This window comes from Cellulomonas sp. JZ18 (assembly GCF_009720485.1).
Lineage (GTDB): Bacteria > Actinomycetota > Actinomycetes > Actinomycetales > Cellulomonadaceae > Cellulomonas.
Window position 1 is genome coordinate 2408336 of sequence record NZ_CP045245.1, and the last position, 13462, is coordinate 2421797.

13 protein-coding genes are annotated in these 13462 nt (G+C 74.8%); 5 read left to right on the forward strand and 8 right to left on the reverse strand.

Features of this window, described 5'->3' with window-relative positions; translation table 11 throughout:
- Positions 1–128: 128 nt before the first annotated feature.
- Both GC089_RS10890 and dapA read right to left on the reverse strand, forming a co-directional pair.
- On the reverse strand, positions 129–1814 hold the full coding sequence (locus GC089_RS10890) for a ribonuclease J (protein ID WP_155377694.1): 1686 nt from the start codon (positions 1812–1814) through the stop codon (positions 129–131).
- A gap of 47 nt (positions 1815–1861) precedes the next feature.
- Positions 1862–2779 (reverse strand): 4-hydroxy-tetrahydrodipicolinate synthase, encoded by a 918-nt coding sequence (dapA, locus tag GC089_RS10895; protein ID WP_155377695.1) that lies wholly within the window; start codon positions 2777–2779, stop codon positions 1862–1864.
- A gap of 109 nt (positions 2780–2888) precedes the next feature.
- Between dapA and GC089_RS10900 the strand changes: the two genes are divergently transcribed.
- The 5 genes from GC089_RS10900 (at position 2889) to GC089_RS10920 (ending at position 6823) form a co-directional block, all read left to right on the forward strand.
- Positions 2889–4358 carry an NAD-dependent succinate-semialdehyde dehydrogenase gene (locus GC089_RS10900; RefSeq protein ID WP_155377696.1) on the forward strand — a complete coding sequence of 490 codons (1470 nt, stop codon included), beginning with the start codon at positions 2889–2891 and terminating at the stop codon, positions 4356–4358.
- 61 nt (positions 4359–4419) lie between these two features.
- The gene (locus tag GC089_RS10905) at positions 4420–5172 is read left to right on the forward strand and encodes an AzlC family ABC transporter permease (protein ID WP_155377697.1); all 753 of its coding nucleotides are present in this window, start codon (positions 4420–4422) and stop codon (positions 5170–5172) included.
- On the forward strand, positions 5169–5483 hold the full coding sequence (locus GC089_RS10910; protein WP_155377698.1) for an AzlD domain-containing protein: 315 nt from the start codon (positions 5169–5171) through the stop codon (positions 5481–5483). The genes GC089_RS10905 and GC089_RS10910 overlap by 4 nt, the downstream gene beginning before the upstream one ends.
- A gap of 50 nt (positions 5484–5533) precedes the next feature.
- A complete protein-coding gene (locus tag GC089_RS10915; RefSeq protein WP_155377699.1) occupies positions 5534–6187 on the forward strand; it encodes a methyltransferase domain-containing protein in 654 nt (217 codons plus the stop codon).
- A 75-nt stretch (positions 6188–6262) separates the two neighbouring features.
- Complete coding sequence (locus GC089_RS10920; protein ID WP_155377700.1) at positions 6263–6823, forward strand: GNAT family N-acetyltransferase; 561 nt, start codon at positions 6263–6265, stop codon at positions 6821–6823.
- Positions 6824–6874: 51 nt separating this feature from the next.
- Here GC089_RS10920 and GC089_RS10925 read toward each other — a convergent pair whose 3' ends face one another.
- The 6 genes from GC089_RS10925 to GC089_RS10950 all read right to left on the reverse strand — a co-directional run bounded on the left by GC089_RS10925 (position 6875) and on the right by GC089_RS10950 (position 13455).
- Positions 6875–7366, reverse strand: a complete 492-nt coding sequence (locus tag GC089_RS10925) for a hypothetical protein (protein WP_155377701.1) — start codon at positions 7364–7366, stop codon at positions 6875–6877.
- Complete coding sequence (gene dapB / locus GC089_RS10930) at positions 7363–8121, reverse strand: 4-hydroxy-tetrahydrodipicolinate reductase (RefSeq protein ID WP_155377702.1); 759 nt, start codon at positions 8119–8121, stop codon at positions 7363–7365. Before dapB ends, GC089_RS10925 begins: the two co-directional genes overlap by 4 nt.
- A 100-nt stretch (positions 8122–8221) precedes the next feature.
- Positions 8222–9547, reverse strand: a complete 1326-nt coding sequence (locus GC089_RS10935) for a pitrilysin family protein (RefSeq protein ID WP_155377703.1) — start codon at positions 9545–9547, stop codon at positions 8222–8224.
- Between the two features lies 1 nt (position 9548).
- Positions 9549–11792 (reverse strand): polyribonucleotide nucleotidyltransferase, encoded by a 2244-nt coding sequence (locus GC089_RS10940; RefSeq protein WP_155377704.1) that lies wholly within the window; start codon positions 11790–11792, stop codon positions 9549–9551.
- Between the two features lie 247 nt (positions 11793–12039).
- Entirely contained in the window at positions 12040–12309 is a 270-nt protein-coding gene (gene rpsO, locus GC089_RS10945; RefSeq protein ID WP_155377705.1) for a 30S ribosomal protein S15, read from the reverse strand.
- 129 nt (positions 12310–12438) lie between these two features.
- Positions 12439–13455: a bifunctional riboflavin kinase/FAD synthetase gene (locus GC089_RS10950; RefSeq protein WP_155377706.1), complete on the reverse strand. Its 1017-nt coding sequence runs from the start codon at positions 13453–13455 to the stop codon at positions 12439–12441.
- Positions 13456–13462: the final 7 nt, after the last annotated feature.

Sequence of the window (13462 nt, forward strand, 5' to 3'; positions counted from 1 at the left end):
CAGCCCAGGCCGTGACCCGCAACCGGCCCGAGCCTGCGCTCCGCTCCCGGCGGGTGCGCTGCGCGCCCCCACCGTCCGCTGCGCTGCGGCTCAGGCCCCTGACCCCGCGGTCGGCCCGAGCCTGCGGCTCAGGCCTCCACGACGACGGGGATGATCATCGGGCGGCGCCGCAGCCTGCTCGACACCCAGCGGCCGACGACCCGGCGCATCACCTGCTGCAGCTGGTGGGTGTCCGTCGCTCCCCCGCGCACGGCGTCCTCGAGCGCCGCCGTGACCTGCGGGAGGATCTCGTCGAACACGTCGTCCTGCTCCGCGACGCCCCGGGCGTGGATCTGCGGCCCGGCGAGCACCTTGCCGTCCTGGGACGACACGACCGCGAAGATCGACACGAAGCCCTCGTCGCCGAGGATGCGGCGGTCCTTGAGCTCCGCGTCGGTGAGCTCACCGACGCTCGACCCGTCGACGTACACGTAGCCGCACGGCACGGCACCGACGACCCGCGCCCGGCCGTCGACCAGGTCGACCACCACACCGTCCTCGGCGAGCACGACGCGGTCGGCCGGCACGCCCGTCCGCACCGCGAGCGCGGCGTTCGCGATCAGGTGGCGCACCTCGCCGTGCACGGGCATGACGTTGCGCGGGCGCAGGATGTTGTAGCAGTAGAGGAGCTCGCCGGCGCTCGCGTGGCCGGACACGTGCACCTTCGCGTTCCCCGAGTGCACGACGCGCGCGCCGAGACGCATCAGGCCGTTGATCACGCGGAACACCGCGTTCTCGTTGCCCGGGATCAGGCTCGACGCGAGCACGACCGTGTCGCCCGGGCCCACGGACACCTTGTGGTCGTTGTTCGCGATGCGCGACAGCGCGGCCATCGGCTCGCCCTGCGACCCGGTGCACATGAGCACGACCCGGTCGTCGGGCAGCTGCTCGATCTGCTTGAGGTCGACGAGCACGCCGTCCGGGACCTTGAGGTAGCCGAGCTCGGCGGCGATGCCCATGTTGCGCACCATCGAGCGCCCGACGAGGGCGACGAGACGCTCGTTCGCGACGGCCGCGTCGATGACCTGCTGGACGCGGTGCACGTGGGACGCGAACGACGCGACGACGACGCGCCCGGTCGACTCGGCGAAGACCTGGTCGAGCACCGGCCCGATCTCGCGCTCCGGCGTGACGAAGCCCGGCACCTCCGCGTTCGTGGAGTCGACCATGAACAGGTCGACCCCCTCCTCGCCGAGACGCGCGAACGCGCGCAGGTCGGTGATGCGGCCGTCGAGCGGGAGCTGGTCCATCTTGAAGTCGCCGGTGTGCAGGACCGTGCCGGCCTTCGTGCGCACCGCGACCGCGAGGGCGTCGGGGATGGAGTGGTTGACCGCGACGAACTCGCAGCCGAACACGCCGAGCTGCTCGACCTGGCCCTCGCGCACCGCGAGCGTCACCGGGGTGATGCGGTGCTCCTTGAGCTTCGCCTCGACGAACGCGAGCGTCAGCTGCGAGCCGACGAGCGGGATGTCGCGGCGCAGGCGCAGCAGGTAGGGCACGGCCCCGATGTGGTCCTCGTGCCCGTGCGTGAGGACGATCGCCTCGATGTCGTCGAGCCGGTCCCGGATGTAGTCGAAGTCCGGGAGGATCAGGTCCACGCCCGGCTGGTGGTCCTCGGGGAACAGGACGCCGCAGTCGATGACGAGCAGGCGGCCGGCGTGCTCGAGCACGGCCATGTTGCGCCCGACCTCGCCCAGGCCGCCGAGCGGCACGATCCGCAGGCCGCCCTCGGGCAGCGGCGGCGGCAGGGTGAGGTCGGGGTGCGGGTGACTCATGGAGCTCCTGTGGGTCGTGGCCCGCTCCGCTGCGTCGAGCGGTGCGATCAGGCCGTGACGACGTCCAGCAGGCCCGCGGCCTGCAGACCGGCGCGCACGTGCGCGGCCTCGTCGTCGGTGTAGGGGACGATCGGGAGACGGGTCGCGCGGCTGCGCAGCACACCGGTCTCCACGAGGGCGGCCTTCGCGGCAGCCGCCTGGAAGCCGTCACCGTTGAGGGCGGTGATCGCGGGCAGTGCCGCGAGGAAGATGTCGAGGGCCGCGTCGGTGTCACCGCGGCGCCAGGCGTCGACCAGGGCGGCGAACTGGTCGCCGAGCACGTGGGTCGTCACCCCGACCAGGCCGACCGCGCCGTGCGCGAGGAAGCCCAGCACGAGGCCGTCGTCCCCGCTGTACCAGGCGAGGCCGGTGCGCCGGATCGCCGAGGCGGCACCGACGACGTCCCCGCTGGCGTCCTTCATGGCCACGACCTGCTCGTGCGCGGCGAGGCGGTCGATCGTCGCCGGTGCGAGCCGCACGCCGGTGCGGCCGGGGATGTCGTAGAGCATGACGGGCAGCGGCGTCGCGTCGGCGACCGCGGTCACGTGCCGGATCACGCCCTCCTGGGAGGGGCGCGAGTAGTACGGGGTGACGACGAGCAGGCCGTGCGCACCGGCCTCCGCGGCCTGCTCCGCCATGCGGACCGCGTGCGCGGTGTCGTTGGAGCCGGCGCCGGCCACGACGTACGCGCGGTCGCCGACCGCCTCGACGACGGCCGCGACGATCTCGGCCTTCTCGGGCGCGTGCGTCGTCGGGGCCTCGCCGGTCGTGCCGTTGAGCACCAGCCCGTCGTGGCCGTGGTCCACCAGGTGCTTCGCCAGCGCGACCGTCGCCTCGAGGTCGACCGCGCCGTCGGCGGTCATCGGGGTGACCATGGCCGAGAGCACGGACCCGAACGGGTGCGTCGCGGACGTGACGGTGGGCATGGGCACACGCTACCGCCCGACCGGCACCACCGTGGCAGCCGCCCGGGTTTCGGCCTGCGCGCCCCCCGCTCGACGCGCCACCGGCTGCGCACGCGGCCAGACTGGCGCCATGACCGCGCCGCTGCCCCCGTCCGTCGCCGCACACGTGCCCACCGGGATGCTGATCGGGGGCGAGTGGCGCCAGGCGCGCGGCGGTGCGACGTTCCCGGTCGTCGACCCGGCGACGGGCGAGACCCTGTTCGACGTCGCCGACGGCGACGAGCAGGACGCCCTCGACGCGCTCGCCGCGGCGCACGACGCCTTCCCGGCCTGGCGGGCCACCGCGCCGCGGACGCGCTCGGAGCTCCTGCGGGCCGTCTTCGACGTGCTCACCGCGCACACGGAGGACATCGCCGCGCTGGTCACCGCCGAGGGCGGCAAGCCGCTCGCCGAGTCGCGTGCCGAGGTGGCCTACGCGGCCGACTACGTCCGGTGGTACGCGGAGGAGGCCGTGCGCGCCGAGGGCCTGGCCCGACGCGCCCCGGCGGGCACCCACCACCAGCTCGTCCTGCGGCGTCCGGTGGGGCCGGCGCTGCTCATCGCGCCGTGGAACTTCCCGATCGCCATGATCGCCCGCAAGGTCGCGCCCGCGCTGGCCGCGGGGTGCACGTGCGTCGTGAAGCCCGCACGGCTGACGCCCCTGACGACCGCCTACGTCGTCGAGCTCATCCGCGCCGAGCTCGACGGGCGCGACCTGCCGACCGGTGTCGTGAACGTCGTCCCGACGTCCTCGGCGCGCCGCGTCTCCGAGCCGCTGCTCGCCGACCCCCGGCTGCGCAAGCTGTCCTTCACGGGCTCGACCGAGGTCGGGCGCACGCTGCTGGCCGCCGCCGCGCCGCGCGTGCTGCGCACGTCGATGGAGCTGGGCGGCAACGCGCCCTTCCTCGTGTTCGAGGACGCCGACCTCGACGCGGCCGTGGCGGGCGCGGTCCAGGCGAAGATGCGCAACTCGGGCCAGACGTGCGTCGCCGCCAACCGCTTCCTCGTGCACGGCTCGGTCGCGGGCGAGTTCGCCGACCGGCTCACCGCGGCGTTCGAGGGCCTCGTCGTGGGCCACGGGGCCGACCCCGACACGACCGTCGGCCCGCTCATCGAGCAGTCGGCCGTCGACCGGGTCGAGGAGCTCGTCACCGAGGCCGTCGACGGCGGCGCGCTCCTGCGGGTCGGCGGCGAGCCGGTGCGCCGGCCGGGCTACTTCTACGCACCGACCGTGCTGACCTCGGTCGACCCGGGGCTGCGCGTCGTCACCGAGGAGACGTTCGGCCCGGTCGCGCCCGTCGTCACGTTCGACGACGAGGACGAGGCCGTGCGCCTGGCGAACGACACGCCGTTCGGGCTCGTCGCGTACGCGTACACGCGGGACGTCGGCCGTGCGATGCGCATGGCCGAGCAGCTGGACGCCGGCATGGTCGGCATCAACCGGGGCATGGTCTCCGACGCGAGCGCGCCGTTCGGCGGGGTGAAGGAGTCGGGGCTGGGCCGCGAGGGCGGCGCGGCCGGCATGGAGGAGTACCTGGAGCCGGTGTACGTCGCGCTGTGACGTCCGGCCCACCGGGGCACAGCGGGCCTGCGACGCGTGCCCCGGTGCCTACAGTGGGCGCGTGACCCCGTCCGATCCCCTGCGTGCCGCGCGCCGCCAGGCGGTCTCGGTCTCGGTGGCGACCGGGCTGTACGGCATCTCGTTCGGCGCCCTGGCGGTCGCCTCGGGCCTCGACGTCGCGCAGACGATGGCACTGAGCCTGCTGCTCTTCTCCGGCGGGTCGCAGTTCGCCCTGATCGGCGTCGTCGGCGCCGGCGGTGCGGTCGGGGCCGCGATCGCGTCCGCCGCCCTGCTCGGCGCCCGCAACGCGCTCTACGGCGCGCAGCTCGCGCCGCTCCTCGCGCTGCCGGGATCGCGGCTCCTGCCCGCGGCGCAGCTGACGATCGACGAGTCGACCGCGGTCGCGACCGCCCAGCCGACGCGCGCCGCGGCCCGGGTGGGGTTCTGGTGGACGGGCGCCGGCATCTACGTGCTGTGGAACCTGTTCACGCTGGTCGGGGCGATGGCCGGCGACCGGCTCGGGGACCCGCGCGCGTACGGTCTCGACGCGGCGGCCGCCGCGGCCTTCCTCGCCCTCCTGTGGCCGCGCCTCGGCGGGCCGCAGGGACGCACAGCACGGCTCGTCGCGGGCGCCGCCGTGCTCGTCGCCCTCGCGACGACGCCCGTGCTGCCCTCCGGGGTGCCGGTGCTGCTCGCCGCCGCCGTCGCGATCCTCGTCGGCGTGCTGACCCCGGCGCCGGCCGGCCCCGCGGTCCCGGTGCCCGCCGGGGACGGCGACCGCGCTCGGGGTGACGGTCGGGAGACGGCACCGTGACCGCCCTCTGGGTCGCCGTGCTGCTGTCGAGCGCGGCCTGCTTCGCGATCAAGCTCGCCGGCCACCTGCTGCCCCGGCACTGGCTCGCCGAGCCGAGGGTGGCCCGCACGGCCGCGCTCGTCACGGTCGCGCTGCTCGCCGCGCTGGTCGCCGTCCAGGCTGCGACCGACGGCGGGCGGCTCGCGCTCGACGCGCGCGTGCCTGCACTGGCCGTCGCCGCGGTGGCGCTGGCGCTGCGCGCGCCGTTCGTCCTCGTGGTCGTCCTGGCCGCCGCCACCGCCGCCGGCCTGCGTCTGCTCGGGATGCCCTGACGCGGCGCGCGCACGCTCGCCGGGGTGCGTCGCGCCGCTACCGTGCGCACGTGATCGTGTCCTCGCGCAGCGAGCAGGAGTACCGCGCGTTCTTCGCCCTCGGCGACGACGACCTCGCCGGTCGCGTGCTCGACTGCTCGGCGGGCGCGTCGGGGTTCACCGCGGCCGTCGGCGCGGCGGGCGGCGACGTCACGGCCGTCGACCCCGTGTACGCCGACCCGCAGGCCCTCCGGGACACCGTCGAGCGGTCGGCGGCCGCGGGTGCGGCGCTGGTCGACGCCCACGACGACCGGTTCACGTGGTCCTGGTACGGCAGCCCACAGCGGCACCGGGCACTGCGCGACGCGGCACTCGCCACCTTCCTGGAGGACCTCGCGGCCCGGCCGGAGCGCTACGTCGTCGGGAGCCTGCCCGACCTGCCGTTCCCGGACGGCGCCTTCGACCTCGCGCTCTGCTCCCACCTGCTGTTCACCTGGGCCGACGTCCTCGACGCCCCCTGGCACCACGCGGCGCTGACCGAGCTCCTGCGGGTCGCGCACGAGGTCCGCGTCTTCCCGCTCGTGCAGCGCGGCGCGGGCGAGCCGGTCGGGTTCCTCCCGGCGCTGCTGGACACGCTGCGGGACGAGGGCCGCTGCGTCCAGGTCGTGCCGGTGCCGTACGAGTTCCAGGTCGGCGCCGACCGGATGCTCGTCGTGCGGCGATGAGCCACCCGGCCGCGGTGCCCCGCGCCGCGGTCCGGCGGCGTCGGCCGTCGCCCGCGCGGCGACTACCCTGACGGGGTGTCGCTGCTGACCCCCGCCGCCGACGTCTCCGTCCGCCCCGCCGTCCCGGGCGACGAGCGCGAGGTCGCGCGCATCCAGCTGGCGGCGTGGCGGACCGCGCACGCCGACGTGCTGGGCGAGGCCGTCCTCGACGCGCTCGACGAGGCGGCGTTCGCGGCGCAGTGGGAACGCGCCATCACCGCCCCGCCCGGTCCGGGCTTCCGCGTCCTCGTCGCGTGCGCAGGACCGCGCGTCGTCGGCTTCGCGTCGGTCGCGCCGGTATCCGCACCCGAGCCGACCGAGCCGCCGGCCGGCGTCGTCCTCGCGCTCGAGGTCGACCCCGCCGCGCAGCGCGCGGGCCACGGGTCGCGCCTCCTGGCGGCGGTGGTCGACCTGCTGCGCGCCGACGGCGCGGACCAGGTGCAGACGTGGGTCATGGACGGGGACGACGCGCGCGTCCGCTTCCTGGCGGGCGCGGGCCTCGGCCCGGACGGCCTGACGCGGCGGCTCGCGACCGGCCCGGGGCCGGACGAGGAGGCGCACGTCGTGGCCGAGCACCGCTGGTACGCGGCGATCTGACCTCGCCCCGCGCGGGGCGCTCGTGCCCCGCGCAGCCGGTCGCGCCGGCGGTCAGGGCAGATCGGTGGGCGCTGCGGGGTCCCCCGCGCGCAGCCGCGACGCCGTGCGCAGGGCCGCGCGGGCGCGCCGGCGGTCCCCCGCCGCGTCGTAGGCGAAGCCGAGGTGGAACCACGCCTCCCAGTCCCCCGGCGCGGCCTCGACGCGCGCACGGTGCACGTCGAACGCGGCACGCGCGGCCGCCCGGTCGACGCGACCGCCCGGCGAGCGGGGCAGGTCGTCGACGGGGAGGCGACCGGCGGCGGCGAGCTCGTCCGCCATGCGCTGCACGCGCGCGGCCAGCACCCACTCGCGCCCGACCAGCGCCACGACGATCAGCGGCGCCACCAGCAGGGCGACGCCGAGCACCACGGCCACGGGCTGCCCGGTGGCCACCAGCTGCACGGCCCGGATGCCGACGACGACGACGTAGAGGGCCAGCAGCGCCGTGAGCGCGAGCGCCGCCCAGAGCCCCGACCTGGACCGCCGCGTCGTGCCGTCGCTCATGCGTGCAGGTCGAGGAACGGCTCGAGCCCGACCGTCAGCCCGGGCCGGTGCGGGACCCGGCGCACGGCGAGGACGACACCCGGCATGAAGCTCGCGCGGTCGAACGAGTCGTGCCGGATCGTCAGCTGCTCGCCGACGTTGCCGAACAGGATCTCCTCGTGCGCCACGAGGCCGCGCAGGCGGACGGCGTGCACGCGCACGCCGTCGACGTCCGCACCGCGCGCGCCGTCCAGGGCCTGCGTCGTCGCGTCCGGGGCGGGACCGAGGCCCGCGGCCGCCCGGGCCCGCGCGATCCCCTCGGCCGTGTGCCGTGCCGTGCCCGACGGCGCGTCGACCTTGTCGGGGTGGTGCAGCTCGACGACCTCGGCGGACTCGAACCAGCGCGCGGCCTGCCGCGCGAACGCCATCGCGAGCACGGCGCCGAGCGCGAAGTTCGGCACCACCGCGACGCCCACGTCCGGGGCCCGCACGAGGTGGTCGCGCACCCGGGCGAGGGACTCCTCGGTCCAGCCGGTCGTGCCGACGACGCAGTGGACCCCGGCGTCGACGAGCGCGTGCACGTTCTGCTCGGTCACGGCGGGGACGGTGAAGTCGACGGCGACCTGGGCGCCCGACGCGGCCACGGCCCGCAGGTCTCCCCCGGACTCCAGCTGGGCGACGAGCTCGAGGCCCTCGGTCTCCTGCACGGTCCGCACGACGGTGGACCCCATGCGACCGGCCGCACCCAGCACGGCCACGCGGATCGGTTCGCTCACGGGCAGCCACCCTAGCCGCCCGCGGGGGTCGTCCCCCGCCCCGTCCGCGCCCGCCGCACCCGTGCACGGACGGGTGGGTCGGTACCGGTCCGGGCCCGGGTCAGTCCCCGAACGGACCGACGCGGACCACCGAGCGCGGAGCGGCGGCCAGCTCGGCGGCGAGCTCCTGCACCTCGGCCGCCGTGACGGCGCGGATGCGCTCCAGCGACTCGTCGAGGCTCAGCAGCTCGCCGTGCACGAGCTCGGCCTTGCCGAGCCTGCTCATGCGCGAGCCGGTGTCCTCCATGCCGAGGACGAGACCGCCGGACAGCTGCCCGACGGACCGTGCGAGCTCCGCCGCGTCCATCGGCGCGTCCGCCATCCGCTCGAGCTCGGCGACCATGAGGTCCGTGACCTGGTCCACCTTGGCGGGCGTGCAGCCCGCGTAGAGGCCGAACAGGCCCGTGTCCGCGTGCCCGGTGGCGAACGAGTACGTCGAGTACGCCAGGCCGCGCTTCTCGCGCACCTCCTGGAACAGCCGCGACGACATGCCCCCGCCCAGGGCCGCGTTCAGCACCGAGAGCGCGAAGCGCCGCGGGTCCGTCGCCGTCAGGCACAGCCCGCCGACGATGACGTTCGCCTGCTCCGTCTGACGCCGCACCGTCAGCTCGACGGGACCGGCCCCCGGGACCGCGTCGGAGGGGGTCCGCCGCGCGGCCGGGGCGGACTGCGCGCCGAGCGTCCACCCGCCCGCCGTCAGCGCGTCGACGACCTGCGCGCACAGCGCGTCGTGGTCGACACCGCCCGCCGCCGTGACGACCAGGGTCTCCGGCCGGTAGTGCTCGCGGTAGTGCTCCCACACGGCGTCACGCGGCACGGAGCGGATCGTGTGCGGGGTGCCGCCGATGGGGCGGCCCAGCGGGGTGTCGCCGAAGACCGCGGTGGCGAACTGCTCGTGCGCGACGTCGCTCGGGTCGTCGTCGTTCATGGCGAGCTCTTCGAGGATGACCCCGCGCTCGGTCTCCAGCTCGTCCGCGTCGAGCCGCGCCGACGTGACCATGTCGGCGATGACGTCCAGCGCCATCGGGACGTCGGCGTCGAGCACGCGCGCGTAGTAGCAGGTGTGCTCCTTGCCGGTCGCGGCGTTCGCCTCGCCGCCGACCGCGTCGAACGCCTCGGCGATGTCCATCGCCGTGCGCCGGGCGGTGCCCTTGAACAGCAGGTGCTCGAGGAAGTGCGTCGAGCCGTAGTGGCCCGACGTCTCGTCGCGCGAGCCGACGCCGACCCACGCACCCACCGTGGCCGAGCGCAGACCGGGCATGTGCTCGGTCAGCACCCGGACCCCGCCGGGCAGGACGGTGCGCCGCACACGGGCGTCACCGTCCTGCCCGACGACCAGCTCGGCGCCCGGCGAGCGCGGGGCGACGAGCGGGAGGTCCTGGGGCACGTCAGGCGTCGGCGGCAGCGGGCTCGGCCGCCGCGGTCTCGCCCTCGGCGCCGGCCTCGGCCTCGTCGACCACCGCGTGCAGCGAGAGCTTGCCGCGCGGGTCGATCTCGCCGATCTCGACCTGGACCTTCTGCCCGATCTTGACGACGTCCTCGACGTTCTCGACGCGCTTGCCGCCCACGAGCTTGCGGATCTGCGAGATGTGCAGCAGACCGTCCTTGCCCGGCGACAGCGAGATGAACGCGCCGAAGGTCGTCGTCTTCACCACGGTGCCGACGAAGCGCTCGCCGACCTCGGGCATGTGCGGGTTCGCGATCGCGTTGATCGCCGCCCGCGCGGCCTCGGCGGACGGGCCGTCCGTCGCGCCGATGTAGACCGTGCCGTCGTCCTCGATGGAGATGTCGGCGCCGGTCTCCTCCTGGATCTGGTTGATCATCTTGCCCTTGGGGCCGATGACCTCGCCGATCTTGTCGACCGGCACCTTCACCGTGATGACGCGCGGCGCGAACGGGCTCATCTCGTCCGGCACGTCGATCGCCTCGGCGATGACGTCGAGGATCGCGAGGCGCGCCTCCTTGGCCTGCGTCAGCGCGCCGGCCAGGACGGAGGCCGGGATGCCGTCGAGCTTGGTGTCGAGCTGGATGGCGGTGACGAACTCGCGCGTGCCGGCGACCTTGAAGTCCATGTCGCCGAACGCGTCCTCGGCGCCGAGGATGTCGGTGAGCGCCGCGTAGCGGGTCTCACCGTCGACCGTGTCGGACACGAGACCCATCGCGATGCCCGCGACCGGCGCGCGCAGCGGCACACCGGCGTTGAGCAGCGACAGCGTCGCGGCGCAGACGGAGCCCATCGACGTCGAGCCGTTGGAGCCGAGCGCCTCGGAGACCTGGCGGATCGCGTAGGGGAACTCCTCGCGCGACGGCAGGACCGGGACGATCGCGCGCTCGGCGAGCGCGCCGTGGCCGATCTCGCGGCGCTTCGGCGAACCGACGCGGCCCGTCTCGCCCGTGGAGAACGGCGGGAAGTTGTAGTGGTGCATGTACCGCTTGCGCGTCTCCGGCGACAGCGTGTCGAGCTGCTGCTCCATCCGGAGCATGTTCAGCGTCGTGACGCCGAGGATCTGCGTCTCGCCGCGCTCGAACAGCGCCGAGCCGTGCGTGCGGGGCAGCACCTCGACCTCGGCCGAGAGCGTGCGGATGTCGCGCAGGCCACGGCCGTCGATGCGGAAGCCGTCGGTGAGGATCCGCTGGCGGATGAGCTTCTTCTGCAGCGAGCGGTAGGCCGCGCCGACCTCCTTCTCGCGCCCCTCGAACTGGGCGGCGAGCTCGGCCTGGACCTCGGCCTTGATCTCGTCGAGACGGTTCTCGCGCTCCTGCTTGCCCGCGATCTGCAGCGCGGCGGACAGACGCTCGGTGGCGCCCTGCTCGACGGCGGCGTACACGTCGTCCTGGTAGTCCGGGAACGTCGGGAAGGTCTGCGTCTCCTTGGCGGACTGCGCCGCCAGCTCCATCTGCGCCGTGACCAGCGCCTTGATGAACGGCTTGGACGCCTCGAGGCCCTCGGCCACGACGGCCTCGGTCGGGGCGACGCCGCCCTCGTTCTTGATGAGGTTCCAGGACTTCTCGGGCGCCTCGGCCTCGATCATCGCGATGGCGACGTCGCCGCCCTCGACGACGCGACCGGCGACGACGATCTCGAACGTGGCCCGCTCGCGCTCCGTGTAGCGCGGGAACGCGACCCACTGGCCGTCGATCAGCGCGATGCGCACGGCACCGACGGGACCGGAGAACGGCAGGCCGGAGATCTGGGTGCTGATCGACGCGGCGTTGATCGCCAGCACGTCGTATGCGTCGTCGGGGTTGATCGACAGGACCGTCACGACGACCTGGACCTCGTTGCGCAGGCCCTTGACGAACAGGGGGCGCAGCGGGCGGTCGATCAGGCGGCAGGCGAGGATCGCCTCGGTCGAGGGACGGCCCTCGCGGCGGAAGAACGAGCCGGGGATCTTGCCGGCGGCGTACTGGCGCTCCTCGACGTCGACCGTCAGGGGGAAGAAGTCGAAGCCCTCGCGCGGGTGCTTGCCGGCCGTCGTGGCCGACAGCAGCATCGTGTCGTCGTCGAGGTAGGCGACGGCCGAGCCGGCGGCCTGCTTGGCGAGGCGGCCGGTCTCGAAGCGGACGGTGCGGGTGCCGAAGCGACCGTTGTCGATCGTGGCCTCGGCGAACTGGATCTCGGGACCCTCCACGGGTGCCCTCCTTTGTCATCGAAGGCGCCGGCCTGACCGCGGCGGTCTTCGATCGAGGCCCCCGCACGCGAGGTGCGTCCCGGGGGCCACTACCGAGGACCGGACGAGCGGGTCGGCGCGGTGGTTCCGTGCTGGTGGTGCGGCGGCACCCGTCAGGGTGCCCGGTCCTGCGCCCCGGGGCCGCCCGACGGACGGCCCCGGATGCAGGACCAGCCCGGACCGAGCGGTCCGGGCTGGTGCGGTTCGGTCAGCGACGCAGGCCGAGCCGCTCGATGATGCTGCGGTAGCGGTTGATGTCGACCTTCTGCAGGTAGCCCAGCAGACGGCGACGGCGACCGACGAGGAGCAGCAGACCACGACGGCTGTGGTGGTCGTGCTTGTGCGTCTTCAGGTGCTCCGTCAGGTCCTTGATGCGCTGCGTCAGGACGGCGATCTGGACCTCGGGCGAGCCGGTGTCGCCCTCGTGGGTGGCGTACTCGGCCATGATGGACTGCTTCGTGGCAGTGTCGAGCGACACGGTGCTCCTCAGGATTCTCGTTGCGCGGTGCGCCGGGGCATGTCCACCCGGGCTCTCTCGGTCCGCGGCCGGTCGTACGGCGCTGACCACTCTACCAGCACGACCGCGTGCCGCCGCTGGTCAGGCCCGTCAGCCGTGCAGGACGCGCCGCACGTCCTCGACGTCGCGGGCCATCTGCACGAGCAGCGCGTCGACCCCGTCGAACCGGACGGTCGGGCGCAGCCGCTCCACGAGGTCGAGCACGACCTCCTCGTCGTACAGGTCGAGGTCCGTCCGGTCGAGCACGTACGCCTCGACCCGGCGCTCCACGCCGTCGAACGTGGGGTTCGTGCCGATGGACACCGCCGCCGGCAGCACCCGGTCCGGGTCGTCGGCGCCGACCACGCTGCCGTCCGCGCGCCGCACGCGGCGCAGCCACCCCGCGTACACCCCGTCGGCCGGCACCATCCCGGTCGCGTCCCGCGAGAGGTTCGCCGTCGGGTAGCCCAGCTCGCGTCCGCGTGCGTCGCCGTGCACGACGAGGCCGCGCACCCGGTGCGGGCGCCCCAGCACGCGCGCCGCCTGCACGACGTCGCCCGCCGCCAGCAGCTCGCGGACCCACGTCGACGACCAGCGGCGGCGCAGCGCGTCCGCCGCCCGGTCCTCCGCGCTGCCGGGGTCCGCCGCCACGGACGGCGTGACGTCGTCGATGACCTCGACCGTGAAGCCGTACCGCTCCCCCAGCGCGCGCATCGTCGCGAGGTCGCCCGAGTTCTGCCAGCCGAAGCGCACGTCGCGCCCGACGACGACGGTCGCGGCGTGCAGCGCGTCCACGAGCCAGCGCCGCACGAACTCCTCGGGCGACTGGCGCGCGAACTCCAGCGTGTAGGTGACCAGGAGCACCGCGTCGAGCCCGGTGCCCTCGAGCAGCTCGAGCCGGTCCTCGTCCCCCAGCAGCCGCGGTGGCGCGTCGTCGGGCCGGTGCACGGCGAGCGGGTGCGGCGTGAACGTCACCGCCACCGCGTGCGCGTGCGCCGCACGGGCGTCGGCCACCATGCGCGTCAGCACCGCGACGTGCCCGCGGTGCACGCCGTCGAAGTTCCCGATCGTCACGACCGACCGGCCCCAGTCGTCGGGCACCTGCGACAGCTCGGTCCAGACCTGCACCCACGCT